This window comes from Agromyces molybdatiresistens (assembly GCF_052748445.2).
The window spans coordinates 2,312,488-2,338,010 of the sequence record NZ_CM188258.1; the positions used below are offsets into that span (position 1 = coordinate 2,312,488).

Below are 25,523 nucleotides of genomic sequence, written 5' to 3' on the forward strand. Positions count from 1 at the left end.
CCTGCCGAGTGCCTCATTCGGGGCGTCGTCGAACCCACCCGTCCCCGGATCGCGCGGCGAGGCCCGTGGCATCCAACGCGCCGAGCGCGCCCAGCACGTCGCCCGCGGTCATCCCGGTGGCCGGTACCAGCTCGCGAACGGTGCGCGCACGACGGATGCCGAGCACGTCCAGCACCCGGTGCTCCTCCGGCGTCAGGACCTCCAGCGTGCGCGTCGCGGCCCCGGGACGGGACCGAGCGTCGTCGTCACCGTCCTCCTCTGCACCGAACGCGACGAGTTCCGCCATCTGCGCGGCGTCCGTCACGCAGACCGCGTCGAACTCCCGAAGCAGGCGATGGCAGCCCGCCGACGACGGGCTCGTCACCGGCCCGGGTACGGCGCCGAGGGGACGTCCGAGTGCCGCCGCGTGGCCCGCGGTGTTGAGCGAGCCGGACCGCACGCCCGCCTCGAGCACGACGGTCGCCGCCGCGGCGGCGGCGATCAGCCGATTGCGCTGGAGGAACCTCCAGCGCGTCGGCGCAGCGCCGCACGCCAGTTCGGAGACGACTGCCCCCGTCGTTGCGATCCGTCCGAGGAGCGCCTCGTGCCCGGCGGGGTAGAAGCGGTCCACGCCGCCGGCGAGGAATGCGATGGTCGTGCCGTTCGCCGCGAGCGCGGAGCGATGCGCGGTGCCATCGATCCCGTACGCGCCGCCGGATACGATCGCGAACCCCCGGTCCACGAGTCCTGCGGACGCCTCGACGGCGACGTGCTCCCCGTAGCCCGACGCCGCCCGTGCGCCGACGAGCGCCATCGACGGCGTCTCGGCGAGCGCCGACGACCGGCCGCGCACCCAGAGGGCGAGCGGAGCATGCACGCCGAGATCGTCGACCCCGCCGGGCCAGTCGGCATCGCCCGGCAGGAGGAGGCGGGCGCGCACGCGTGCGGCCTGCGCGATCGAGCGCACGAACGCGTCCCGGTCCAGACGCGGACGCCAGCGCGCGATGCCCGCCGCGAGCTCGCGAGTGCTCGGCGGATCCGACCGGCCGGACGCGTCGGCGGTCCGGTCGGCGAACTCGCGGGCCGGCCATCCGCTGAGCAGCCCGGTCGCCACGGAACGGACCCCGAGCGACCCGACGAGCCGCCCGAGCACGCCGTCACCGGGTTCGGACACGAAGCCGAGCAGGATCGACGCCACGACATCGGTCGGCTCGACCGCGCCCGCCCCGGCGCGGGACCCTGCCGCCCGGATCGCGCCGAGCTCGCCCGCCGTCTGCTGCGCGAGGTCCTCGAACAGGTTGCGGCTCATGCGGGCACTCCGCCTCGCATCATGAGCGCGCGTCCGACGTGCTGGTGGTCGGGGCGCTCCGCACCCTCGAGGTCGGCGATGGTCCACGCGACCTTGAGCACGCGGTCGTAGCCGCGCATCGTGACGCCGCCGCGCTCGAGCGAGAGGTCGAGGGCACGGGTCGCCTTCGACCCGGGATGCAGCCCGCCCGCTCCCCGCAGCCACGGGCCCGGCATCTCGGCGTTCGTGCGCCACGGCGTGCCCGACAGTCGCTCGGCCGCCGCCGCGCGGGCGCTGATCACCCGCTCGCGGGCCGCACGCGAGGTGAGCGTCGGCGCCGCGCCGGGCTCGAGTGCCCGGTCCCGCTCGATGGCCAGGCGCGAGGGCGTCACCCGGTTCACCCACAGCCGAAGGTCGACGCGGTCCAGCAGCGGTCCCGAGATCCTCGCGAAGTAGCGTCGCTTGGCCGCGGGCGGGCAGGCGCACGCCTCCTCCGGCGAATCCCCGCCGCCGCACGGGCACGGGTTCGCCGCGAGGACGAGTTGGAATCGGGCGGGAAAGGTCGCGACCGAGTTCGCCCGGTGGATGCTGATCCGCCCGGACTCGATCGGCTGTCGCAGCGCATCGAGCACGTTGGCGGGGAACTCGGGTGCCTCATCGAGGAAGAGCACGCCGTGCGACGCCCGCGCCGCGGCGCCCGGGCGGATGACGCGGCTGCCGCCGCCGACCATGGCGGCGGCGCTCGCGGTGTGATGCGGCGCCTCGAACGGCGGTCGCACCGACAGGGTCTCGCCGATGGGGTGGCCGGCGAGCGAGCGGAGGCACGCGACCTCGAGCGCCGCGTCGGGTTCGAGGTCGGGCAGGATCCCCGGCAGCCGTGAGGCGAGCATCGTCTTGCCCGCGCCCGGCGGACCGGCGAGCAGCAGGTGGTGACCGCCTGCCGCGGCGACGAGGAGCGCCTGGATCGCCTCCTCACCGCCGAGGACGTCGGCGAGATCGCCGTCGGGCACGAACGGCGGCGAGGGCGTCGCATCGCTCGTCTCGGTCACGGACGCCGCGTCGCCGAGGCGGTGCGGAGCCGGTCCCGGATCTCCCCCGTGCCGTTCGACGGCCTCGCGGAGCGTGGCCACGGCGACGATCTCGGCACCGGGTACGAGCCGGGCCTCGGCGGCGTTCGCGACGGGCACCATGATGCGCTCGTGCCCGGCACGCACGGCCGCGAGGACCGCGGGCAGGATGCCGTGCGTCGGACGGAGGCGCCCGTCGAGCCCGAGCTCTCCGAGGTGCACGAACCGCCCGACCGACTCCGCGTCGACGCTGCCAGCTGCGGCGAGGCAGGCGAGGGCGATCGCCAGGTCGAATGCGGAACCGTGCTTGGGCAGTGAGGCCGGCGACAGGTTCACCGTGAGCCGTCGCGACGGCAGCGCGCAGCCGGCGTTCGTGGCCGCGGACCGCACCCGCTCGCGTGCCTCCCCGAGCGCCGCGTCGGGCAGCCCGATGATGACGAAGGCGGGCAGTTGGCTGGAGAGATCGGCCTCGACCTCCACGATCGAGCCGGCGAGTCCGACGAGCGCGACGGCGCGCGTGCGTGCGACCGGCATCAGCCGATCCCCTCGAGGTGCTCGACGATCGCCGGCGAGGCCGAGGGTGCGTGCACGGCCACGGCGTCGATGCGGATCCGCGCCGACGGTGCGTCGTGCGCCTCGCACCACGCGAGCGCGAGCCGGCGCAGACGCGCGAGCTTGACCGCGGTGATCGCCTCGAACGGGTGCCCGAACGACGGTCCGGTGCGGGTCTTCACCTCGACGAAGACCGTGGCGTCGCCGTCGCGCAGCACGAGGTCGAGTTCGCCCTGCGGGCAGCGCCAGTTGCGGTCGAGCACGCGCATGCCGCGCGCCTCGAGATGCTCGGCCGCGACCTGTTCGCCGCGTCGTCCGAGTTCGATGTTGTGGGCCATGGCCCCAGACTCGCGACCGCCGAGTGCGACCGTGCGCGCCCGGCCCCAGTCCGGGACGGAACACCGACGGAACGCCGAGGTGGAGGACGGGTGGTGCCGCGCCTACTCCTCGAGTGCGAGGTCCTTGGGCAGCTCGAACTCGCGGGTCGCGAGCTCCTCCACGTTGACGTCCTTGAACGTCAGCACGCGCACCGACTTCACGAACCGGTCGGCGCGGTAGACGTCCCACACCCAGACGTCCTTCATCGAGAGTTCGAAGTAGAAGTCGTGCTCCGTGTCGCGGCGCACCAGTTCCACCTCGTTCGCGAGGTAGAACCGTCGCTCGGTCTCGACCACGTACTTGAACTGGGAGACGATGTCGCGGTACTCGCGGTACAGCGCGAGCTCCACTTCACGGTCGTAGTCGTCGAACTCGTCCTCATCCATCGTGGTTCATCCTACTTCGAGGTCGAACAGCGACGGCGCCGGTTCGGTCGACCGATCGTGCAGCCAGGTGTGCCGGTGCAGCTCGCTCGGCCCGTGCTCCGCGATCGCGGCGAAGTGCGCGGCGCTCGAGTACCCCTTGTTCTCGTGCCAGTGGTAGAGCGGCGTCTCATCGTGCGCGCGGCGCATGCCCCGGTCGCGGTGGACCTTGGCGATGACGGATGCCGCGGACACCGACGCGCAGTCGCGATCGGCCTTGATCCGCGTGATGACCTGCGCCCGGTGCTCGATCGACTGGCTCAGCCAGTCGTAGTTGCCGTCGAGGACCAGCGGAGCGCCCGCGACGAGCCCGCGGTCGACGGCGAGTGCGGCGAACGCACGTGCACCCGCGAGGCCGAGGCAGGCCATGATCCCGAGCCGGTCGATCTCGTCCGCGCTCGCCTCCCCGACCGCGGAGGCGAGCACCCAGCCCGCGGCGCGCGGCGCCAGCAACTCGCGCTTCGGTTCGGGCAGGAGCTTGGAGTCGCGAAGGCCCGCCGGCATCCGCTTCACCGTCGAGTCGATGACGACGATGCCGACGGTGACCGGACCGGCGAGCGCGCCACGACCGACCTCGTCGCACGCGAGGACGACGGGCGCTCCCCCGGCGAGCAGGTCGCGCTCGACCTTCATCGTCGGCACTCCTGCCGGGCTCACCTCAGCCGGTCCCCTCGTCGACGCCCGCGAACACCTCGGGATAGTTGTCGAGCCAGGCCCAGTTCGAGATCGGCCAGCTGACGATGACGGCGCGGCCGACGACGTTCTCGATCGGCACGAAGCCCTCGAGCGGCGTGCCGGTGTTGTAGCGCGAGTCCTTGGAGTTGTAGCGGTTGTCGCCCATGACCCAGAGCGAGTCGTCGGGCACCGTCGTGTCGAAATCGTCGCGCGAGACCTTCGTCTCGCCGGGCGGCAGGGCCACGTACGGTTCGTCGAGCGGTACGCCGTTCACGGTCATCTGGCCGAGCGCGTTGCAGCAGACGACGTGATCGCCGGGCAGGCCGACCACGCGCTTGACGAGGTGGTCGTTCGAGTCGGGCGCCGACAGGCCCACGAACGCGAAGAAGCCGTCGATCACCGCCACGAGCGGCGGCCGCGCCTCCTCGGAGCGTGCGGGGAGCCATCCGCCGGGGTCCTTGAACACGACGACGTCGCCGTGCTCGATGGGCGTGACCTCGGGGACGAGCTGGTTGACGATGATGCGGTCGTCCTGCATCAGCGTCGCCTCCATCGACTGCGACGGGATGAAGAACGACCGGATCAGGAACGTCTTGATGAGGAACGAGACGAGCACGGCGACCAGGAAGATCACCACCAGGTCGCGGATGAACAGCAGTGCGCTCCGGCGTCGTGACGGCGCGCCGGAGGTGGCGCGTTCGTCGCGCTCTGTACGTGTGTCTTCAGTCATGAAACGGCTCGAGCTCCCCGCCCCAGTCTAGGGGTGGGGAGCTCGAGCGGATGACGCGTTCGACCGCGGCTCGCAGCCGATCAGTTCTCGCGCTTCTCCTTGATCTTCGCCTTCTTGCCGCGGAGCTCGCGCAGGTAGTAGAGCTTGGCGCGACGGACGTCACCGCGGGTGACGACCTCGATGTGGTCGATCACCGGCGAGTGGACCGGGAACTTGCGCTCGACGCCCACCTGGAAGCTGATCTTGCGAACGGTGAACGTCTCCCGCACGCCCTCGCCGGAGCGGCCGATGACGACGCCCTGGAAGACCTGGATGCGCGAGCGCGTGCCTTCGATGATGTTGACGTGCACCTTGACGGTGTCGCCGGGGCGGAAGTCCGGGATGTCCGAACGCAGGCTCGCGGCGTCGACGTGGTCGAGGATGTGCATGATGGTTCGCTCTCTGCGCCCGCCACCGGTCGAACGCGGATCTGATTGGAAGAAGAGTTCGGCGCCGTTCGCGCGATCACTCGCGACGTGCGGGCTCCCCGGAGGCAGAGCGGTGCGACGGCACGAACAACCATTCTGCCAGATCGTGCGCCACCGGCCAAAAGCGGTGATGGGATGCCGCGTGGCGGCGCCGCACGCGCGGAACCGGGTCAGCCCCGCCGCTCCTCCCAGCGTCGCTCCTCGCGGATGACGATGACCTCGCCGGCGTCCTCGGCGGACCGGGTCGTGCGCCCGTCGACCCCCTGCGCGGGCGCGCCCTCGGCGACGAGCCGCTCGTACTCGTCCATCGTCGCCCGCACGCGGCGGGCGCCGTCGCGGAGGAGCCGCCAGACCGCGTACCAGAAGGCGGCGATCGCGCCCACCATCGCGAGGATCGCGAACGTGATGCCCGTCGGCCCGTAGAACCCCGCGGCGACGATGAGCAGGTGCCAGGCGCCGAGCACCGCGACATCCGACCAGGCGACGGCCCTGTCGCGCCGGACGTCGGGCCGGGCCGCGACGAGGAGGGCGACGACGCCGAGCGTGATGAAGGCGATCGGCGTCACGAACATGAGGCCGACGACGCCCCATCCGCTCGAGCCGAAGATCGCGTAGCCGATGAGCAGCCAGACCGGCAGCACGATCGCGGCGGCGAACTGCCACCGGTAGAACCCCCGTCGGATGAGCATGCGCCCAGCGTACTTCGGGCGACTGGACGGCGGCCGGGTGTTCACTCAGGGCGGACCCGACAGAATGGTGGGCGGAGAGGATGAGCGTGATCGAACTGAGGACCCCCGCCGAGATCGAGGAGATGCGCCCCGCGGGCCGCTTCGTGGCCAGCGTGCTGGAGGCGACGTCGAAGGCCGCGTCCGTCGGCGTGAACCTGCTGGAGCTCGACGCGCTCGCGCACGAGATGATCCGAAAGGCGGGCGCCGAGAGCTGCTACATCGACTACCACCCGTCGTTCGGCGCCAGTCCGTTCGGCAAGGTCATCTGCACGTCGGTCAACGACGCGGTCCTGCACGGCCTCCCGCACGACTACCGCCTGAAGGACGGCGACCTGCTGAGCCTCGACTTCGCCGCCTCGGTCGACGGATGGGTCGCCGACTCGGCCGTCTCGGTGGTCGTCGGCACGCCGCGCGACGAGGACCTCCGCCTCATCGACACGACGCGCCGCGCACTCGACGCGGGCATCGCCGCGGCGCGGCCCGGCAACCGCATCGGCGACATCTCGCGCGCGATCGCCGACGTCGCCAAGGCCGAGGGCCTGTCGATCAACACCGACTTCGGCGGCCACGGCGTCGGCCGCACGATGCACGGCGACCCGCACATCCCGAACAGCGGCCGTCCCGGCCGCGGCCTCCCCCTGAAGCCGGGGCTCGTCGTCGCGATCGAGCCGTGGTTTTTGCACTCGACCGACCGCATCTTCACGGACCCGGACGGCTGGACGCTGCGGAGCGTCGACGGCTCCCGGGGCGCGCACTCGGAGCACACGGTCGCGATCACCGAGGGCGACCCGATCGTCCTCACGCAGCGCGGCTGAATCGCCTCGCCGCCTCGGCGGTCAGGCGTCGAACTCGACCTGGATCATCCCGCCGACCACCCGCGTGCGGTAGGTGCGGAGCCCCAGCGACGGGTCGGTGAAGCACTCCCCGGTGCCGAGGTCGTAGACCTCCTTGTGCAGCGGCGAGGCGATCGTCGGCCGCTCGCCGCGGGATCCGACGATGCCGCGCGCCATCACGGGGGCGCCCGTGTGCGGGTCGTGGTGATCGACCGCGTACACCTCGTCGCCGTCGACGCGCACGAGCGCGACCATCCGGGCGCCCACGAGGGCGACCTCGCCCCAGCCGGGCTCGAGGTCGGCGACCCCGCACGCGGGGACCCAGTCGGTGGCGAGTTCCATGGTCGACGTCATGTGCGGCTTCCTCTCCTCGGTTCCGATCCCGTCGGGGCCGTTCGGTGCCGACGACGCTACGCGCGCGATGTTTCCCCCGGCGCGCCGACGGTGTTTCGCACGGGTGAAACCCCCCTCACACGTCCCGACGCGCGATGCAAGGTCCCGGAGCACTTGTGTTACGGCCTCGAAACAGGAGCGAAACCGCGCCGCCGTACGCTCGCCGTCAACTCGAGGACCGGAGGAGCCATGAACGACACCGCGAACGCCGCCGCCCCGCGCGACGTGCTCGTCGTCGGCGGCGGGCCCGCCGCGCACCGACTCGCCGACAGCCTGCACGCCCGCGACGGCGGGCGGACGCTCCGCGTCACGGTCGTCGCCGACGAGGTGCACGCACCGTACGACCGGGTCGCGCTGAGCACCCGGCTCGCCGACACCCGTGCGGACCTCACCCTCTCCCCGACGCCGTGGGCGGAAGGGTCGGTCCGCCTGCTCACGGGCGAGCGCGTCGTCGAGGTGGACGCCGCGGCCGGCGTGGCCACGACCGCGAACGGCATCGGGTTGCGGTTCGACGACCTCGTGCTCGCGACCGGCTCGAGCGCGCCCGTGCCGGCCATCCCGGGCAGCGAGCACATCCGCGTGTACCGCACGATCGACGACGTCGACGCCCTCGTCGCGGAGACCCGCGACCTCGCCGAGCGCCTCGGCCGCGCCCCACGCGTCGTCGTCGCGGGGGGCGGGCTGCTCGGGCTCGAGGCGGCGGGCGGCCTCGCCACGCTCGGCGCCCGCGCCGCGATCGTGCACTCCGGCTCCTGGCTGATGTCGGCGCAACTCGACGAGGGTGCCGGGCGCGCCCTCGGGCGCATCATCGCCGGCCAGGGCATCGACCTGCACCTCGGGGTCCGCCCCGCGAAGGTGCTCACCGGCAGCGGCGGCGTCGTGGGGGTGGAGCTCACCGACGACCGCCGCGTCGACGCCGACCTCGTCGTGTTCGCGATCGGGATCACGCCGCGCGACGAGCTGGCTCGGGCGATGGGGCTCGAGCTCGGACCGCGCGGCGGCGTCGCGATCGACACGGCGTGCGCGGCATCCGCCCCGAACGTCTGGGCGATCGGCGAGGTCGCGAGCTTCGAGGGACGCTGCACCGGGCTCGTCGCCCCCGCGAACGCGATGGCGGAGGTCGTCGCCGACCGCCTGCTCGGCGGTGCGGCCGAGTTCACGACCGTCGACGACGCGACGAAGCTGAAGCTCTCGGGCGTCGACGTGGCGAGCTTCGGCGACGCGCTCGCCCGCACCGACCAGGCGCTCGAGATCGTCTACGCCGACCCGGCGCGCGGCCTGTACCAGAAGCTCGTGATGACGGACGACGCCAAGACCCTGCTCGGCGGCGTCTTCGTCGGCGACGCCTCGCCGTACGCGTCGCTGCGGCCGCTCCTCGGCACCGAGCTGTCCGGCGAGCCGGCCGCGTACCTCTCGGCGTCGGGCATGGAGGCGCCCGCGGGCGACGAGCTCCCGGCATCCGCTCTGGTGTGCGCGTGCAACAACGTGGCCGCCGGCACGATCCGCGATGCGGTGAACGGCCCGCACGGCGGGCACGAGGAGGGCTGCGCCGAGCTCGGCCCGCTGAAGGCCTGCACGCGGGCCGGGACCCAGTGCGGATCGTGCGTGCCGCTCGTGAAGAAGCTCCTCGAGGCCGAGCTGGAGAAGTCCGGCAAGACGGTCTCGCGCGCGCTGTGCGAGCACTTCCCGATCTCGCGGCAGGAGATCTTCGAGTCCGTGCGCGTGCTGGAGCTCGCCTCGTTCGAGGAGATCATCGGCCGGCTCGGCACCGGCCGCGGCTGCGACGTGTGCAAGCCCGTGGTCGCGTCGGTGCTCGCCGCGCAGCACGGCTCGTACATCCTCGACGGCGGCCGCGGCGGCCTGCAGGACACCAACGACCGTGCCATGGCGAACATGCAGAAGGACGGCACGTACTCCGTCGTGCCGCGCATCCCCGCCGGTGAGATCACGCCGCGGAAGCTCGCGGTCATCGCGCAGGTCGCCACCGACTTCGGCCTCTACACGAAGATCACGGGCGGCCAGCGCATCGACCTCTTCGGTGCGCGCCTCGACCAGCTTCCGGAGATCTGGAAGCGGCTCATCGACGCCGGCTTCGAGTCGGGACAGGCGTACGGCAAGGCCCTCCGGAACGTGAAGAGCTGCGTCGGCTCGACCTGGTGCCGGTACGGCGTGCAGGACTCGGTCGCGATGGCGATCCGGCTCGAGCTCAGGTACCGCGGCCTCCGGTCGCCGCACAAGCTGAAGTTCGGCGTCTCGGGCTGCGCGCGCGAGTGCGCCGAGGCCCGCGGAAAGGACGTCGGCGTGATCGCCACCGACCAGGGCTGGAACCTCTACGTGGGCGGCAACGGCGGCTTCCAGCCCGCACACGCGCAGCTGCTCGCGAGCGACCTCGACGACGAGACCCTCATCCGCTACATCGACCGCTACATGATGTACTACATCCGCACGGCCGACCGGTTGCAGCGCACGGCTCGCTGGATCGAGGACCTCGACGGCGGGCTCGACCACGTGCGCGACGTCGTCGTGCACGACTCGCTCGGCCTCGCCGACGAGCTCGAGGCGGCGATGGCGAAGCACGTCGACACGTACGAGGACGAGTGGGCGGCGACGCTCGCCGACCCCGAGCGGCTGCGGCGGTTCCGCCCGTTCGTGAACGCGCCCGATTCCGGCGACCCCGAGGCCGCGACCGTCGCCGCGCTCGCACGGGTCGAGGAGCGCGGCCAGCTCCGCCCGGCCCGACCCGACGAGATCGCACGAGGCGAGGCGGTGCTCGTCGCCGGCCCGACGATCCCGGTGCGGGGGGCGGGCGCATGACCGGCCGCGTCACGCTCGTCGGCGGCGGCCCCGGGCGGGAGGACCTGCTCACGGTCGCGGCCGTCCGCGCCCTCGGTGCCGCGGACGTCGTGCTCTACGACCGCCTCGCTCCGCACGCGCGCCTCGCCGAGCTCGCACCCGACGCCGACCTGGTCGACGTGGGCAAGCGGCCCGGGCACCACGCGTTGCCCCAGGAGGAGATCGAGGCGCTGCTCGTCGCGCACGCGCTCGCCGGCCGGAACGTCGTCCGACTGAAGGGCGGCGACCCGTACGTGTTCGGGCGGGGCGGCGAGGAGGTGCTCGCGTGCCACCGGGCCGGCGTGCCGGTCGAGGTGCTACCCGGCGTGACGAGCGCCGTCGCGGTGCCCGGCGCCGCCGGCATCCCCCTCACCCACCGCGGCGTCAGCCGCCTCTTCACGGTGGTCTCCGGGCACGCACCGCTCAGCGAGGAGGAGCTGCACCACCTCGCCGGCCTCGGCGGCACGATCGTCGTGCTGATGGGCGTGAACACGCTGCCGCAGCTCGCCGCCGGGCTCGCGCGTCACGGCATGGCCGCCGCGATGCCCGTCGCGATCATCGAACGCGGCTTCCGCTGCGACCAGCGGACCACCGTCGCCGACCTCGCCGGCATCGTTCCGGCCGCCGGCCTCGCCGGCGTCGCCGCGCCCGCGGTGATCGTGGTCGGCGAGGTCGTCCGCCTCGCGCACGACGGCGACCGGACCGCGGCCGAGCTCATGGAGCGCGCCGCCGGGTTCGCGGCGGTGGTCACGTGACCGACCAGGTCGAGGCCGCGATCGGGTTCCGGCCCGACCAGCTCGAGGGGTTCCGGATCGGTGTGACGAGCGACCGCCGCTCCGCGGACCTCATCGACGCGTTCGTGCGCCGCGGCGCCCAGGTGGTGCACGCGCCCACGATCCGCATGGCGAACGCGAGCTCCGACGAACCCGTGATCGCCGACACGCGGGCGATCGTCGAGGCGCGACCCGACGTGCTGCTCGCGACGACCGCGTACGGCGTTCGCCGCTGGTTCGAGGTCGCGGATGCCGCCGGGCTCGGCGACGACCTCCTGCACGCCCTCGGGCGCACCGCCATCCTCGTCCGCGGGCCGAAGGCGCGCGGCGGGATCCGCGCCGCCGGCCTCGACGACGTGGGCATGAGCGCGGAGGAGACCACCGAGTCGCTCATCGACGAGGTGCTCGCGACGCACCCGCCGGGCCTCACCGTCGCCGTGCAGCTGCACGGCTACCTGCCGCCGGAGGCGCTCGACCGCCTGCGCGACGCGCACGACCGCGTCCTCACCGTCGAACCGTATCGATGGATCGATCCCGACCTCACCGACGAGCGTGTGGACCGCCTCATCGAGGCGGCCTGCACGGGCGGCCTCGACTGCATCACGTTCACGAGCGCGCCCGCCGTGCACGCACTGCTCATGGCCGCCGAGGCGCGGGGCCGGTACGACGACCTCGTCGACGCGATGCGCGGACCGGTCGTCGCCGCGACCGTCGGGCCTGTGACCTCCGCGCCGCTCGTCGCCGCTGGCGTCCGGCCGCTCCAACCGGACCGGTTCCGGATGGGCGCGATGATCCGCCAGGTCTGCGAGCACCTCGAGACCGAACGGGTCGTGCGCCTCGAGACGCAGCACGGCCGGCTCGCGCTCCGCGGCTCGGTCGTGGAGGTGCGCGGGCGCCGCGTGGCGCTGCCGCCCGTCGCGCTCTCGATCCTCCGACCGCTCGTGCAGGCGCGCGGCAACGTGGTCGCCCGCGACCGCCTCGCCGCGGGCATGCCGGGCACGGCCGACGAGCACGCGCTCGAGGTCGCGCTGAGCCGCCTGCGGCAGACGCTGAAAGTGCCCGGCCTGATCTCGACCGTGGTCAAGCGCGGCTACCGGATCGACGTCTGACCATGACCTCACATCGATGCACCGGGGAGGTGAGCAGGTGGGAACACGAAGTTCACCCCGGGCGCCGGTCGGGGAAACACGCCGTGGATAGCGTCGCCTCACCAGCTCGACCCGTGACCGACACCACCTGGAGGCACCGATGACCGAGACCCTCTCCGCCCCGCCGCCCACGAGCCCCGCACCCACGGCACCTGCGGGCGCCGCGCCCGTCGCGCCCCCCGCCGGCGCGGGCGCCCTCGCCGTCCGACCCGGCCGCTGGATCGACGGCTGGGACCCCGAGAACCCCGACCAGTGGGAGCGCGAGGGCCGGCGCATCGCCGCCCGCAACCTCCGCTGGTCGATCTTCGCCGAGTTCCTCGGCTTCGTCGTCTGGCAGCTCTGGTCGATCGTGGTCGTCTCGCTCCCCGCGGCGGGCTTCGCGTTCGACACCGGCCAGGTGTTCTGGCTCATCTCCATCCCCGCGCTCGTCGGCGCGACGCTCCGGATCCCGTACACGTTCATGGTCCCGCGCTTCGGGGGCCGGAACTGGACGATCGTGTCGGCGGCGCTCCTCCTGATCCCGGCCATCGGCCTGGCGGTCGCGGTGTCGAACCCCGAGACCCCGTTCGGCGTGATGCTCGCGATCGCGGCACTCGCCGGCTTCGGCGGCGGCAACTTCGCGAGCTCGATGGCGAACATCACCTATTTCTTCCCGCAGCGGGAGAAGGGCTGGGCGCTGGGGCTGAACGCGGCCGGCGGCAACCTGGGCGCCGCGGTCGCGCAGTTCGTGGTGCCGATCGCGATCACGATCGGAGCGGCCGTCACGCTGAACCTCCCGCTCGCGGGCTGGATCTGGGTGCCGTTCATCCTCATCGCGATGGTCGGCGCGGCGCTCCGCATGGACAACCTCTCGAACGCGAAGGCGGATGTCGCGGCCTCGCTCGCCGCGCTGAAGGAGCCGCACCTCTGGATCCTCTCCGTGCTCTACATCGGCACGTTCGGCTCGTTCATCGGATTCGCGGGCGTGTTCCCGAAGCTCATCGCCGACCAGTTCCCCGACTTCTCCACGTTCCAGGTCGGCTCGGCGAGCCTGCAGCTGGCCTTCATGGGTGCGCTCGTCGGCTCGCTCGCCCGACCCTACGGCGGCCGTCTCGCCGACCGGTTCGGCGGCACGCAGATCACCATGGCCGCGTTCGCGGTCATGGCGGCCGGCGCTCTGGCCGTGGTCTGGACGCTCCCGCTCGCGAACTTCTGGCTCTTCCTCGGCCTGTTCCTGGTGCTGTTCACCGCGTCGGGCGTCGGCAACGGCTCGACCTACCGGATGATCCCCACGGTCTTCGCGCTCCGCGCCGGCGCGCACAACGCGCACGAGTCGGCCGGCGACGTCAGCTCGCAGCGGAAGGCCGCCGCGGCCCTCGGCATCATCTCCGCGGTCGGCGCGTACGGCGGCTTCGTGATCCCGCAGCTGCTCGGCCTGTCGAAGACCACGTACGGCGACTACACGACGGGGCTCAGCTGGTTCGTGTGGGCCTACGCCGTGATGCTGCTCATCACCGCGGGCGTCTACCTGACCCTCGCCAGGCGCTCAGGGCACCGGATCTGACCGGGGCGGGCCGGGCGACCTCACCGCCCGGCCCGCACCCACTCCCCGCACCCGCAGCACATCAGGAGGACGACATGGGAACCGACACCCACTGCCCCTACTGCGCGCTGCAGTGCGCGATGTCGTTGACGGCGACGGATGCCGCGGAGGCGGGCTCCGCCACGGGCACCCCATCAGGGGCCACCGCACCTCCCGTCACGGTCGCGGGCCGCGAGTTCCCCACCAACCGCGGTGGGCTGTGCAAGAAGGGCTGGACGTCGGCGGAGCTCCTCGCGGCGCCGTCCCGGCTCACCGCACCGCTCGAGCGCGGCTCGGACGGCGCACTTCGCGAGACCACGTGGGAGGCCGCGCTGGACCTCGTGGCCGACCGGCTCCGCGCCATCCGCTCGGACCACGGCGCCGACGCCGTCGGCGTCTTCGGCGGCGGCGGGCTCACGAACGAGAAGGCGTACCTCCTCGGCAAGTTCGCCCGGCTCGCGCTCGGCACGAGCCGCATCGACTACAACGGCCGGTACTGCATGTCGTCGGCGGCCGCCGCCGGCAACCGCGCGTTCGGCATCGATCGCGGGTTGCCGTTCCCGCTCGCCGACCTGGACGACGCCGAGACGATCCTCCTGCTCGGCACCAACGTCGCCGAGACCATGCCGCCGTTCATCGGGCACCTCGCGGGCGCCCAGGCGGCGGGCGGCCTCGTCGTGGTCGACCCGCGACGCACGTCCACCGCGAGGCTCACCGACGACGGGCAGGGCCTGCACGTGCAGCCGGCGCCCGGCACCGACCTCATGCTGCTCCTCGGCCTCGCGCACGTCGTCATCGCCGAGCGGCTCGTCGACGAGGCCTGGATCGGGTCGCGCACGACGGGGTACGCCGCACTCCGCCGGAGCGTCGCGTCGTGGTGGCCGGAGCGCGTGCAGTCGGCGACCGGCGTGCCCGCGGCGACGATCCGGGCGATCGCCCGCCGCCTCGCAGCGGGCGGCCGGACGTACATCCTCACCGGGCGCGGCGTCGAGCAGCACGTCGACGGCACCGACACCGCGACCGCGGCGATCAACCTCGCACTCCTGCTCGGCCTGCCCGGCCGCCCGGGCAGCGGGTACGGCACGCTCACCGGCCAGGGCAACGGCCAGGGCGGGCGCGAGCACGGGCAGAAGTGCGACCAACTGCCGGGCTACCGGAAGATCACCGACCCCGACGCCCGTGCGCACGTGGCGCGGGTCTGGGGCGTCGACCCCGCCGAGATCCCCGGCCCGGGGCTCCCCGCGATCGAGCTGCTCGGCTCGCTCGGCCGGCCGGGCGGCGTCCGCGCACTCCTGGTGCACGGCTCGAACCTCGTCGTGTCCTCGCCGAACGTCTCCGACGTGCGACGCGGCATCGAGCGCCTCGACCTCCTCGTCGTGTGCGACTTCGTCCTGTCCGAGACGGCGGCGCTGGCCGACGTCGTGCTCCCGGTCCTGCAGTGGGCCGAGGAGGACGGGACGATGACGAACCTCGAGGGACGCGTCATCCGTCGTCGTCCAGCCCTCTCGCCGCCGGGCGACGCCCGGGACGAGCTCTGGATCCTGCACGAACTCGCGCGGCGACTCGGCTCGACCGCCCGGTTCGACACCGACCCCGAGGCGGTGTTCGACGAGCTGCGCCTCGCGTCCGAGGGCGGCATCGCGGACTACTCGGGCATCGACTACGCGATGCTCGACGCCGGCGCCGAGGCGTTCTGGCCGTTCCCGCGGGGCGGCACCGGCACGCCGCGCCTGTTCGCCGATCGGTTCCACCACGACGACGGACTCGCCCGCCTGGTCGCCGTCGCGCCGCGCACGGGCGCGCGTCCCGCGCCATCCGCCGACGAGCTCACCCTCGTCACGGGGCGTCTGCTCGAGCACTACCAGAGCGGCGCTCAGACCCGGCGGGTGCCCGAACTGCTCGACGCCCAGCCCGAGGCGCGCGCCGCGCTGCACCCCGCCACCGCGGCGCGGCTCGGCATCGCCGACGACGAGCCGGTCGAGGTCGCGAACGAGCGCGGCACGGTGCGGTGCCGTGCACGCCTGACGACCGACATCCGAACCGACTCCGTCTTCCTGCCCTTCCACTACGGCGACGAACAGGCCGCCAACCTGCTCACCTCCGACGCGGTCGACCCGATCTCGTCGATGCCCGAGTTCAAGACCAACCTCGTGCGCGTGACGCGCCTCGTCGAAGCGGGAGCCGACTCATGAGCCCACTCCGGATCGTCCTCGTCGGCTACGGGCCGGTCGGTGCGCGCTTCGTCGAGGAGCTGCTGCCGTCGGTGCGATCCGGCGCGGTCGCCCTCACGGTCGTCGCGGGCGAGCCGGTCGAGGCGTACAACCGGGTCCTCGTCGCCGAGTACGCCGTCGGCAACGCCGACCTCGAGACGATGCTCGTCGGCGACCGCGAGTCCGCGGAATCGGCGGGCGCTTCGGTGCTCCTCGGCGTCCGCGCGACCCGGATCGACCGCGACGCGCACCTCGTCCACCTGTCGACGGGCGAGGCCCTCCCCTACGACCGGCTGGTGCTCGCGACCGGTTCGCGTGCGAACGTGCCGACGCTCGAGGGCGTCGATCGCCCACGGCGGGACCTGGCCGACCTCGAGCGCCACCCGGCGACGCTCGTCGCGAGGGACGACGACCTGCCGGCCGGGGTCACCGCCCTCCGCGACCTCGCAGACGCCGAGCGCGTGCTCGAGGCCGTCCGCGGGCGCCGCCGGATCGTCGTGCTCGGGGCGGGCGTGCTCGGCCTCGAGCTCGCGCTCGCCGCCGCCCACGCGGGCGCGCAGGTGTGCGTGGTCCACCACGGCCCCCATCCGATGCCGCGCAACCTCGATCGCGGCGGCGGGCACGTGCTCCGCTCGGCCTTGCGTCGCACGGGCATCACCGTCATCGCGCACAGCCGCGCCGAGGCCATCGGATTCCGAACCGACGACGACGGCACGCGCCGCTTCGACATGCTCGTCACGGCCGACGGCAAGCAGGTGCGCGGCGACCTCCTCGTGCTCTCCTGCGGGGTCAGCCCGCGGAACGAGCTGGCCACCCTCGCCGGGCTCCGCACGGCCGTCGGCGTCGTCGTCGGTCCGGACCTCCGCAGCTGGAGCGACCCCGACGTGTTCGCCGTCGGCGACTGCGCGCAGGTCGTCGAGCGCACCGAGGAGACCGCCGGCCGCCGCACCCTGCCGGGCGCCCCGTCCGGACTGATCGGACCGGGCTGGCGCCAGGCCGAGTGGCTCGCGGGCGTTTTCGCCGCCGAGGCGGAGGGACGGGAACCGGGTGCCGCGCTGGCACCCGAACGCGACGCGATCGTCATGCTCAAGGCCGAGCACGTCGACGTCGTCGCGGTCGGCGACGTCTCGTCCGACCCCTGGGACGACGATGCGCTCGCGCCGCGACGCCGTGTCGCCCAGTGGGCCGACCCCGAGCACCTGCGCTACGTGAAGATGGTCACCGAGGGCGGGGTCCTGACCGGGTTCGCGAGCGTCGGGATGCCGCGGACGGCGGCCGAGCTGACCCTGCTGTTCGAACGCCGAGCCGAACTGCCGGCGGACCGCTCGCTGCTGCTGCGCTTCGACGGCCCCGACGACGACCCGTCGGTGAACGCCGACGCGTTCGCCCCTGAGACCACCGTGTGCTGGTGCAACGGCGTGACGGTCGGCCGCATCGAGGAGTCGCACGCGTGCGGCAACGCGACGGTCGAGTGCATCGGCCGCGACACGCGGGCGGGCACCGGGTGCGGCGGATGCCGCGGGCGGATCGCCGAGGTCCTGGCGCGTTCCGCCGAGGCCGACGGGGCGGCGAGCCTCACCGCCTGATCGGGCGTGCCGCTGAGGCCTCGGCGTCGATCGCGGTCCGAGCCGCGCCGTGGCAGCCGCGCAGTGGCGGGCCCGCCGTCAGGCGTGCTCGCGCTGGTCCAGCTCGACCGCCGTGTACCGGTCGAGGACCAACTCGACGAGCGCGGACGGCGGCGGCGATCCCGGCACGAGCAGCGGGTCGGCGATGGCGTCGGCGCCGGCGGCGACCGCCTGGTCGTAGAAGGTCCCGGGCGCCAGCAGGTACGGTCCGACCACGATGCGCGAACCGGGGTGGACCTCGCGGATCATCTCGATCGCGTCGGGCAGGCGCGGAATGGCGGCGGCGATGAACCCGACCGTGACCGATCGGCCGAGGCGCTGGCCGAGCCGGCGCGCGGTCTCGAAGCACTCCCGCACGGCGCGCGGGTCGTTCGAACCCGCCGCGGCGAGGAGGACCGTGTCGCCGTCGCCGAGGCCGGCGGCCAGCAGGCGGTCGGCGAGCACGTCCACGAGTCGCTCGTCGGGACCGAGCTCGGCAGCCAGCCGAGCCGAGCCGCCGATGCGGTCGAGGCCGAGCGATAGCCCCGTGCGCACGTGGAATCCGGCCGACAGCACGAGGGGCACGATCACCGCGTCGGGCTCGGCGGCCGCCTCGAGCGCGGCGCCGATGTCGGCGTTGCTCGCGTCGACGAAGGTGATCGAGACGTCGAGGTCGGGTCGCGCCGAGGCGACGCCGTCGATGAGGCGGATCACCGCCTCGCGGTTGGCCGTCGAAGGCGTGCCGTGGGTGACGGCGACGAGTCGCAGCGGAGGACGGCGGACCGGTTCCGACACGACTCCGGCATCGCTCGTCCGACCCATCTCACGCCCGCACCTTCCGGCGGAATCCGGTCTCACCCGCCGATCCGACGGTATTCAGGACGTGTTTCGCCGAGCGCACCCACGTGTTTCCGGCGCGTGAAGAGTCCCTCACGCGGAGCGATCGGGCGCGTCGGTCAGGCGGGGCCGGGAGCGTCGTCGGCGACGTCGCCCAGCAGCTCGGGACGCACTCGCCGCGTGCGCTCCACCTGCTGCTCGTGGCGCCACTCGGCGACCCGGCCGTGGTGCCCGGAGAGCAGCACCGGCGGCACCTCGAGCCCGCGCCAGACGGCGGGCTTCGTGTAGCTCGGGTACTCGAGCAGGCCGTCCTCGTGCGACTCCTCGACGAGGCTCTCCGGATTGCCGACGACGCCGGGCACGAGTCGACCCGCAGCCTCGATCATCGCCATCACGGCGACCTCGCCGCCGTTCAGCACGTAGTCGCCGAGGCTGATCAGGCGCACGCGCATGCGCGACTCGTAGTGGTCGACGACGCGCTGGTCGATGCCCTCGTAGCGTCCGCAGGCGAAGACGAGGTGCGACTCCGCCGCGAGCTCGCGGGCGGTCGCCTGCGTGAACGGTTCGCCGGCAGGCGACGGCACGACCAGCAGCGCGTCGGACGCCGTCTCGTCCTCTCCGATGATCGAGTCGAGCGCCTCGCCCCACGGCTCGGGCTTCATGACCATGCCCGCACCGCCGCCGTACGGGGTGTCGTCGACCGTGCGGTGACGATCGTGGGTGAACTCGCGCAGGTCGTGGGTGGCGACCTCGATCAGGCCCGTCTGCCGGGCCTTGCCGAGCAGCGACAGGTCGAGCACGTCGAAGAACGACGGGAAGATCGTGACGATGTCGATGCGCACCGTCGGAGCCTATCCGGCGGGCGTCTCGTCGGACGCGTCGACGGCGTCGTCGTCGGCCGCAGGGCCGTCGCCCGCGGCGTCGTCGGGAAGTTCCTCGAACAGGCCGGGCGGCGGCGTCACGGTGAGCGTGCCGGCGTCGACGTCGACCTCGGGCACGAACGCCGAGACGAACGGGACCATGACGTCGCCCTTCGCCGTCTTCACGACGAGCAGGTCCTGCGCGGGAAGGTGGTCGACGTGCGCGACCTGGCCGATGCGCTCGCCGTCGCGGATCACCGCGAGGCCGATGAGCTGGTGGTCGTACCAGGCGTCGGGTTCGGGCTCCTCGTCGACGGGCTGGTCGACCCAGAGGATCGCCTTGACCAGGCTCTCGGCGGCGGTGCGGTCGTCGACGCCCTCGAAGAAGCCCACGGGCTGGCCGTTGTACCAGCGCAGCTCGCGGAACGCGAGCGTGCGGCCGTGCCACGGGGAGTCCTCCGGCACCTGCAGCGAGAACTCCGCGCCGGGCACGAAGCGCCGCTCGGGATCGTCCGTGTACAGCTCGAGCTTGAGGGCGCCCTTCAGGCCGTGCGCCTTCGTCAGCCGGCCGACGCGGAGCTGTTGGGGGCGGGTCGCCGCGGCCACGTCAGTCGTCGGTGTCGACGACGTCGACGCGGACCCGGCGGCCGTCGGCGAGGGCGGCGACGATCGTGCGCAGGGCCTTCGCGGTGCGACCGGACCGCCCGATGACGCGGCCGAGGTCCTCGGGGTGCACGTGCACCTCGAGGACCTCGCCGCGTGCGCTCGACGCGGAGACGACCTTCACCTCGTCGGGGTGATCGACGATCCCCTTGACGAGGTGCTCGAGCGCGGAAGTGAGCAAGGCCTACGCCTCGTCCGACGCGGTCTCGTCGGGAGCCTCGGCGGGCTCCTCGGCCTTGGCCGGCTTCTCGGCCTTGGGCTTCACGACCGACTTCTTGGCCGTGTCGACCTCGTACTCGGACTTCGGCGCGGCGGTCTGGACGGTGTTCTTGGCGTTCTTGTCGCCCTTGAACGTGCCCCAGTCGCCGGTGAGCTTGAGGATGGCGAGCACCTGCTCGGTCGGCTGGGCGCCGACGCCGAGCCAGTACTGCGCGCGCTCCGAGTCGACCTCGATGAACGAGGGGTTCTGGGTCGGGTGGTACTTGCCGATCTCCTCGATCACGCGACCATCGCGCTTGGTGCGCGAGTCGGCGACGACGATGCGGTAGTACGGGGCACGGATCTTGCCGAGCCGCTTGAGGCGGATCTTGACAGCCACGATTCTCCTGGATGTGTTGTGAGGTAGGCGAACTGACAGCCGTGAGCGTGGGGTGCACACTCGGCGGAAGCTCAAAGGGTGTCCTGCGCGCCGGATAGAGGGTCGGGCGGTACAGAACTCGACTGACCATTCTTGCAGATTCCGCGCCGAAACGAGAATCCCCGAGGTGGCCGCCGCCCGCTCGTCGCGCGACCGCCCGCCCACGTCGGCTGACCGAGGCGCGTCCGCGATCGGAGCGCCCGTACGATTGCGGCATGGGCGGCACCCCCGAGTCCCTCCGGCTCCCCGACTTCCTCGAGGTCATCGATGCGGCCACGATCGCCGCTCGGGTCCCGATGCGCGCCGCCGTGGACGCCGTCGGGCGGGTCCTGCGCGGCGGCTACGATCCCGACCTCGATCCGCCACGGCGCATCGTCGACGTCAGGAACGGGCAGCTGCTGCTCATGCCCTCCGAACTCGGCGGCTGGGTCGGCCAGAAGCTCGCGACCGTGGCGCCGGGCAATCCGGCGAGAGGGCTCGACCGGATCCGGGCCGTGTACGTCCTGATCGACGCCGAGACGCTCGCGCCGGTCGCCGTGCTCGACGGCACCGCGCTCACGAGCCTCCGCACCCCGGCCGTGTCGGCCGCCGTGCTCGACCTCGTCGCCGCGCCCGGCGCCGCCTCGCTCGTGGTCTTCGGCACCGGCCCCCAGGGTGTCGGGCACGTCGAGGCGGTGCGCACCGTACGCCCCATCGAGCGCGTCAGGTTCGTCGGCCGGGATCCGGAGCGGGCACGACGCGCGGCCGCGAGCGTCGCATCGCCCGGCCTGGACGTCGCGATCGGCAGCGCTGCGGATGTCGCCGACGCCGACATCGTCGTCTGCGCCACGACCGCCGCCGAGCCGCTCTTCGCGGGCGACCTCGTGCCGGCGCGCGCCGCGGTCGTCGCCGTCGGCTCCCACGAGCCCTCGGTGCGCGAGCTGCCGGGCGACCTCCTCGGTCGCGCGCACGTGATCGTCGAGTCCGAGCGCGTCGCCCTGACCGAGGCGGGCGACGTGATCCTCGCGATCGGCGAGGGGCACCTCTCGGCCGACCGGCTGATCCCGATGTCCCGGCTGTTCGGCGGCGACCCCGTGCCATCCGATCGCCCCCGGGTCGTGAAGACGTGCGGCATGGGCTGGCAGGACCTCGCGGTGGCGCCCCTCGCCCTCCGGGACGGACGGGCCGGATGATGCGGTGGCGGACCGAGGACTGGCACACGGCCGGCGAGCCCTTCCGCATCGTGCTCGACGCGCCGACGGAGGGCCGGACGGTCGCCGAGCGGCGCGTCGAGGCGATGACCGGACGGGCCGACGCACTCCGCCGGTTCCTCTGCCTCGAACCCCGCGGACACGACGACATGTACGGCGGGTTCATCACGCCGCCCGACGACGACGGCGCCGACTTCGGCGTGCTGTTCTGGCACAAGGACGGGTTCTCGACCGCGTGCGGCCACGGCACCATGGCGCTCGGGGCGTGGGCCGTGCGCACCGGTCGCGTGGCCGCCCCCGACGACGGCGAGGCGACCGTCACGATCGACGTGCCGAGCGGTCGCGTGCAGGCCCGCGTGCAGCGCCGCGGCGGCGCCACGACCGGCGTCGTCTTCCGGAACGTCCCCTCGCGGGTGCTGGCGACGGGCCTCCCGGTCGAGACGAGCCGCGGCTCGGTCGAGGTCGACCTCGTGTTCGGCGGCGCGGTCTACGCGACGCTGCCCGCCGGTGCGGTCGGGCTCGAGGTGACGCCCGCGAACACGACGGAGCTCATCCGGCTCGGTCGCGAGATCAAGTGGGCGCTCGACGGCCATCCCGACGCGCGACTCCCCGACGACCGGCTCTCCGGCGTCTACGGGACCATCCTCGTGGACGACCTGGGCCGAGCCGCCGAGGGGCCGTGGCAGCGCAACGTGACGGTGTTCGCCGACGGCGAGGTCGACCGCAGCCCGTGCGGCTCGGGGACGGCGGCCCGGGTCGCCCTGCTCGCGGAGACCGGCCTGCTCGCCGACGACGAGGTCCTCGTGCACGACTCGATCATCGGCACGCGGTTCCACGGCCGCGTCGCCGGACGCACGGCCGAGGGCGTCATCCCCGAGATCGCGGGGCAGGCGTACCGGATCGGCGCCTCCGAGTTCGAGCTCGATCCGGGCGACCCGCTCTCGGAGGGATTCAGCCTCCGCTGACCCGGGCCGACCGGCGGGCCGTGTCATGATGGCCGTGCGCCCTCGGGCGCAGGACCCGGGGGGTGCCGCATGCAGATCGAGTTCGCGCGATCGGAGCGTTCGACCGTGGGCATCGAATGGGAGCTCGCGATCGTCGATCGGTCGAGCGGCGAGCTGGCCTCGGTCGGCGACCGCGTGCTCGCCGACCTCGACGGTGCCGACGGGACGCCGCATCCGTTCATCACCTCGGAACTGCTGACCAACACGGTCGAACTCGTCAGTGGCGTGCACCACGACGTCGCGGGCGCGGTCGACGACCTGACCGGCCAGGTGGCCGAGGTGCGCGCGGTGCTCGACCGGCTCGGCGAGTACGAGCTCATGTGCAGCGGATCGCACCCGTTCAGCCGATGGTACGACCAGCGCCTCACCGACAAGCCGCGGTACCGCAAGCTCATCGAGCGCACACGGTGGTGGGGCCGCAACATGATGATCTGGGGCATCCACGTGCACGTCGGAATCGAGGAGCGCGACAAGGCGCTGCCGATCCTCGACGGCCTGCTCGCGTACGTGCCGCACCTGCAGGCGCTCTCGGCGTCGAGCCCGTTCTGGGCGGGCGTCGAGACCGGCTACGCGTCGAACCGGGCGCTGATGTTCCAGCAGCTGCCGACCGCGGGCCTGCCGTACCAGCTGCCGGACTGGGCCGCGTACGAGCGGTACGTCGACGACCTCGTCCGCACGGGCGTCATCGAGGACCACACCGAGGTGCGCTGGGACATCCGGCCGTCGCCGCGCTGGGGCACCGTCGAGGTCCGCGTCTGCGACGGGGTGTCGTCGGCCGACGAGATCGGCGCGATCGCGGCGCTCATCCAGTGCCTGGTCGAGTGGATGTCGACACGGCTCGACGACGGCGAGACGCTGCCGGTCATGCAGCCCTGGTACGTGCGCGAGAACAAGTGGCGCGCGGCCCGGTACGGCATGCACGCCGAGATCATCACGGATGCCGCGGGGAACGAGCGGCCCGTGGTCGACGCGCTCCGCGACCTGCTGGTGACGCTGGCGCCGTTCGCAGAACGGCTCGGCTGCGCCGTCGAGCTCCAGCGCATCCGTCGCACCATCGACGAAGGTGCCGGGTACCAGCGCCAGCTGAAGGTCGCCGAACAGCACGGCGGCGACCTCACCGCGGTCGTCGCCCACCTCGCGCGCGAGTTGCGCGAGGGGACGCACGTTCGCTCGGCCGAGTAGGCGCCGGGCGCCTCGGCCGTCGCGAGCTCCCCTCCCCGGGGCCTCGCCGCCGCCCTACGACGGGATGCGCCGGGTCCGGATGAGCTCCGCGAACCAGCGCGCGCTCGCCTTCGGCAGCCGTTCGAGCGTGTCGTAGTCGACCCGCACGATGCCGAACCGCTTGGAGTAGCCGTAGCCCCACTCGAAGTTGTCCATCAGCGACCAGACCTGGTAGCCGCGGAGGTCGACACCGCGTGCCATCGCGCGGTGCGCGGCGGTGAAGTGCCGGCGCAGGTAGTCGATGCGGTCGAGGTCCTGCACCTCGGGCCCGTTCGGCCCCTCCGTGACCGCGTCGTCGAAGGCGGCGCCGTTCTCGGTGATCATCAGCGGCACCTCGGGGTAGGCGCCGTGCAGGGCGATCAGTAGATCCTCGAGCCCCGACGGGTCGATGTTCCACCCCATGGCCGTGTACGGTCCCGGCTGCTCGAGGAACTCGACGTGCCGCGATCCGGGCCACGGGGTGCCACCCATGTCCTTGTGGCCGTCGGCGTTCACGCGCGGTGAGACGCCGTCCCACATCCGCACCGTCACGGTCGAGTAGTAGTTCACGCCGAGCAGGTCGATCGGCTGGGCGATGAGCTCGGTGTCGCCCGGCTTCACGAAGGACCAGTCGGTGACGTCGGCGGTGTCCTCGATCACGTCGGACGGGTAACCGTCACCGAAGATCGGCCCCAGGAAGACGCGGTTGGCGAGGCCGTCGATGCGTCGCGCGGCCTCCTGGCCCGTCTCGCCCGAAGGGCGGATGACGTGCAGGTTCAGCGTGATCGAGAATCCGGGGTCGTTCGTCACGACCTCCCGGAGCGCGGCGACCGCCAGGCCATGGGCGAGGTTCAGGTGGTGCACCGCCGCGAGCGCCTTGGCGCCGTCCATGAGCCCGGGCGCGTGCGCGCCGGAGCCGTACCCGAGGTACGCCGAGCACCACGGCTCGTTGAGCGTCGTCCACACGGCGATGCGATCGCCGAGCCGCTCCCCCATGATCCGCGCGTAGTCGGCGAACGCCTCGGCGGTGGCGCGATTCGTCCATCCGCCCTCGTCCTCGAGCGCCTGGGGCAGGTCCCAGTGGTAGAGGGTGGCGATGGGCCGGATGCCGCGGGCGATGAGCCCGTCGACGAGACGCTCGTAGAACGCGAGCCCGGCCTCGTTCGCGGGGCCGCGCCCGGTCGGCTGGATCCGCGGCCACGCGATGGAGAACCGGTACGCCTCGAGCCCGAGCTCGGCCATGAGGTCGAGGTCGGCCTCCCAGCGGTGGTAGTGGTCGCAGGCGACGTCGCCGGTGTCGCCGTTCCAGACCTTGCCCGGCGTGTGGCTGAACGTGTCCCAGATCGACGGCCCGCGGCCGTCCTCGTTCGCCGCGCCCTCGATCTGGTACGACGCGGTGGCCGAACCGAGCAGGAAGTCGGGCGCGAACTCGAGGCCCGAGTCGCGGTAGTCGGGATCGCCGGTCGTCATCGTCGCTCCGTCCTCGTCCGCG

25 protein-coding genes are annotated in these 25,523 nt (G+C 72.9%); 10 read left to right on the forward strand and 15 right to left on the reverse strand.

Annotated elements, in window-relative coordinates; translation table 11 throughout:
• Positions 1-13: 13 nt before the first annotated feature.
• The 8 genes from dprA to ACULK2_RS10740 form a co-directional block, all read right to left on the reverse strand.
• On the reverse strand, positions 14-1,288 hold the full coding sequence (gene dprA / locus ACULK2_RS10705; protein WP_445967232.1) for a DNA-processing protein DprA: 1,275 nt from the start codon (positions 1,286-1,288) through the stop codon (positions 14-16).
• The gene (locus tag ACULK2_RS10710) at positions 1,285-2,868 is read right to left on the reverse strand and encodes a YifB family Mg chelatase-like AAA ATPase (protein WP_445967233.1); all 1,584 of its coding nucleotides are present in this window, start codon (positions 2,866-2,868) and stop codon (positions 1,285-1,287) included. The genes dprA and ACULK2_RS10710 overlap by 4 nt, the downstream gene beginning before the upstream one ends.
• Positions 2,868-3,224: a YraN family protein gene (locus tag ACULK2_RS10715; RefSeq protein ID WP_445967234.1), complete on the reverse strand. Its 357-nt coding sequence runs from the start codon at positions 3,222-3,224 to the stop codon at positions 2,868-2,870. Before ACULK2_RS10715 ends, ACULK2_RS10710 begins: the two co-directional genes overlap by 1 nt.
• Before the next feature lie 102 nt (positions 3,225-3,326).
• On the reverse strand, positions 3,327-3,650 hold the full coding sequence (locus ACULK2_RS10720; protein WP_155052215.1) for a DUF2469 family protein: 324 nt from the start codon (positions 3,648-3,650) through the stop codon (positions 3,327-3,329).
• A gap of 6 nt (positions 3,651-3,656) precedes the next feature.
• A complete protein-coding gene (gene rnhB, locus ACULK2_RS10725) occupies positions 3,657-4,319 on the reverse strand; it encodes a ribonuclease HII (RefSeq protein WP_445967235.1) in 663 nt (220 codons plus the stop codon).
• A 25-nt stretch (positions 4,320-4,344) separates the two neighbouring features.
• A complete protein-coding gene (gene lepB, locus ACULK2_RS10730) occupies positions 4,345-5,091 on the reverse strand; it encodes a signal peptidase I (protein ID WP_445967236.1) in 747 nt (248 codons plus the stop codon).
• Between the two features lie 80 nt (positions 5,092-5,171).
• On the reverse strand, positions 5,172-5,519 hold the full coding sequence (gene rplS, locus ACULK2_RS10735; protein WP_155052218.1) for a 50S ribosomal protein L19: 348 nt from the start codon (positions 5,517-5,519) through the stop codon (positions 5,172-5,174).
• A 209-nt stretch (positions 5,520-5,728) separates the two neighbouring features.
• Positions 5,729-6,247 carry a hypothetical protein gene (locus tag ACULK2_RS10740; RefSeq protein WP_445967237.1) on the reverse strand — a complete coding sequence of 173 codons (519 nt, stop codon included), beginning with the start codon at positions 6,245-6,247 and terminating at the stop codon, positions 5,729-5,731.
• An 86-nt stretch (positions 6,248-6,333) separates the two neighbouring features.
• Between ACULK2_RS10740 and map the strand changes: the two genes are divergently transcribed.
• On the forward strand, positions 6,334-7,101 hold the full coding sequence (gene map / locus ACULK2_RS10745) for a type I methionyl aminopeptidase (RefSeq protein ID WP_445967238.1): 768 nt from the start codon (positions 6,334-6,336) through the stop codon (positions 7,099-7,101).
• Between the two features lie 21 nt (positions 7,102-7,122).
• Here the strand turns inward: map and nirD are convergent, their stop codons facing one another.
• Positions 7,123-7,473: a nitrite reductase small subunit NirD gene (gene nirD / locus ACULK2_RS10750; protein ID WP_445967239.1), complete on the reverse strand. Its 351-nt coding sequence runs from the start codon at positions 7,471-7,473 to the stop codon at positions 7,123-7,125.
• Between the two features lie 228 nt (positions 7,474-7,701).
• Here nirD and nirB point away from each other — a divergent pair, with 228 nt between their 5' ends.
• The 6 genes from nirB to ACULK2_RS10780 all read left to right on the forward strand — a co-directional run bounded on the left by nirB (position 7,702) and on the right by ACULK2_RS10780 (position 17,622).
• Entirely contained in the window at positions 7,702-10,326 is a 2,625-nt protein-coding gene (gene nirB / locus ACULK2_RS10755; RefSeq protein WP_445967240.1) for a nitrite reductase large subunit NirB, read from the forward strand.
• The gene (gene cobA / locus ACULK2_RS10760; protein WP_445967241.1) at positions 10,323-11,099 is read left to right on the forward strand and encodes a uroporphyrinogen-III C-methyltransferase; all 777 of its coding nucleotides are present in this window, start codon (positions 10,323-10,325) and stop codon (positions 11,097-11,099) included. The genes nirB and cobA overlap by 4 nt, the downstream gene beginning before the upstream one ends.
• The gene (locus tag ACULK2_RS10765; protein WP_445967242.1) at positions 11,096-12,226 is read left to right on the forward strand and encodes a uroporphyrinogen-III synthase; all 1,131 of its coding nucleotides are present in this window, start codon (positions 11,096-11,098) and stop codon (positions 12,224-12,226) included. Before cobA ends, ACULK2_RS10765 begins: the two co-directional genes overlap by 4 nt.
• 139 nt (positions 12,227-12,365) lie before the next feature.
• Entirely contained in the window at positions 12,366-13,808 is a 1,443-nt protein-coding gene (locus ACULK2_RS10770; RefSeq protein ID WP_445967243.1) for an MFS transporter, read from the forward strand.
• Between the two features lie 74 nt (positions 13,809-13,882).
• Positions 13,883-16,018, forward strand: a complete 2,136-nt coding sequence (locus ACULK2_RS10775; RefSeq protein ID WP_445967244.1) for a molybdopterin oxidoreductase family protein — start codon at positions 13,883-13,885, stop codon at positions 16,016-16,018.
• On the forward strand, positions 16,015-17,622 hold the full coding sequence (locus tag ACULK2_RS10780; protein WP_445967245.1) for an NAD(P)/FAD-dependent oxidoreductase: 1,608 nt from the start codon (positions 16,015-16,017) through the stop codon (positions 17,620-17,622). The genes ACULK2_RS10775 and ACULK2_RS10780 overlap by 4 nt, the downstream gene beginning before the upstream one ends.
• 78 nt (positions 17,623-17,700) lie before the next feature.
• Here ACULK2_RS10780 and ACULK2_RS10785 read toward each other — a convergent pair whose 3' ends face one another.
• The 5 genes from ACULK2_RS10785 to rpsP form a co-directional block, all read right to left on the reverse strand.
• On the reverse strand, positions 17,701-18,435 hold the full coding sequence (locus ACULK2_RS10785) for a sirohydrochlorin chelatase (protein ID WP_445967246.1): 735 nt from the start codon (positions 18,433-18,435) through the stop codon (positions 17,701-17,703).
• 161 nt (positions 18,436-18,596) lie between these two features.
• A complete protein-coding gene (trmD, locus tag ACULK2_RS10790) occupies positions 18,597-19,319 on the reverse strand; it encodes a tRNA (guanosine(37)-N1)-methyltransferase TrmD (protein ID WP_445967247.1) in 723 nt (240 codons plus the stop codon).
• Between the two features lie 9 nt (positions 19,320-19,328).
• Positions 19,329-19,943 carry a ribosome maturation factor RimM gene (gene rimM / locus ACULK2_RS10795; RefSeq protein ID WP_445967248.1) on the reverse strand — a complete coding sequence of 205 codons (615 nt, stop codon included), beginning with the start codon at positions 19,941-19,943 and terminating at the stop codon, positions 19,329-19,331.
• A 1-nt stretch (position 19,944) separates the two neighbouring features.
• On the reverse strand, positions 19,945-20,181 hold the full coding sequence (locus ACULK2_RS10800) for an RNA-binding protein (protein ID WP_092669556.1): 237 nt from the start codon (positions 20,179-20,181) through the stop codon (positions 19,945-19,947).
• A 3-nt stretch (positions 20,182-20,184) separates the two neighbouring features.
• On the reverse strand, positions 20,185-20,598 hold the full coding sequence (rpsP, locus tag ACULK2_RS10805; RefSeq protein WP_445967249.1) for a 30S ribosomal protein S16: 414 nt from the start codon (positions 20,596-20,598) through the stop codon (positions 20,185-20,187).
• A 254-nt stretch (positions 20,599-20,852) separates the two neighbouring features.
• On the opposite strand from rpsP, the gene ACULK2_RS10810 reads away from it, so the two are divergent.
• The 3 genes from ACULK2_RS10810 to ACULK2_RS10820 all read left to right on the forward strand — a co-directional run bounded on the left by ACULK2_RS10810 (position 20,853) and on the right by ACULK2_RS10820 (position 24,013).
• Positions 20,853-21,809: an ornithine cyclodeaminase family protein gene (locus tag ACULK2_RS10810; protein WP_445967250.1), complete on the forward strand. Its 957-nt coding sequence runs from the start codon at positions 20,853-20,855 to the stop codon at positions 21,807-21,809.
• The gene (locus ACULK2_RS10815; protein WP_501044917.1) at positions 21,809-22,792 is read left to right on the forward strand and encodes a proline racemase family protein; all 984 of its coding nucleotides are present in this window, start codon (positions 21,809-21,811) and stop codon (positions 22,790-22,792) included. The genes ACULK2_RS10810 and ACULK2_RS10815 overlap by 1 nt, the downstream gene beginning before the upstream one ends.
• 69 nt (positions 22,793-22,861) lie before the next feature.
• Positions 22,862-24,013 carry a glutamate--cysteine ligase gene (locus ACULK2_RS10820; RefSeq protein ID WP_445967252.1) on the forward strand — a complete coding sequence of 384 codons (1,152 nt, stop codon included), beginning with the start codon at positions 22,862-22,864 and terminating at the stop codon, positions 24,011-24,013.
• Positions 24,014-24,067: 54 nt separating this feature from the next.
• Here the strand turns inward: ACULK2_RS10820 and ACULK2_RS10825 are convergent, their stop codons facing one another.
• Positions 24,068-25,501, reverse strand: a complete 1,434-nt coding sequence (locus ACULK2_RS10825; RefSeq protein ID WP_445967253.1) for a GH1 family beta-glucosidase — start codon at positions 25,499-25,501, stop codon at positions 24,068-24,070.
• Between the last annotated feature and the right edge of the window lie 22 nt (positions 25,502-25,523).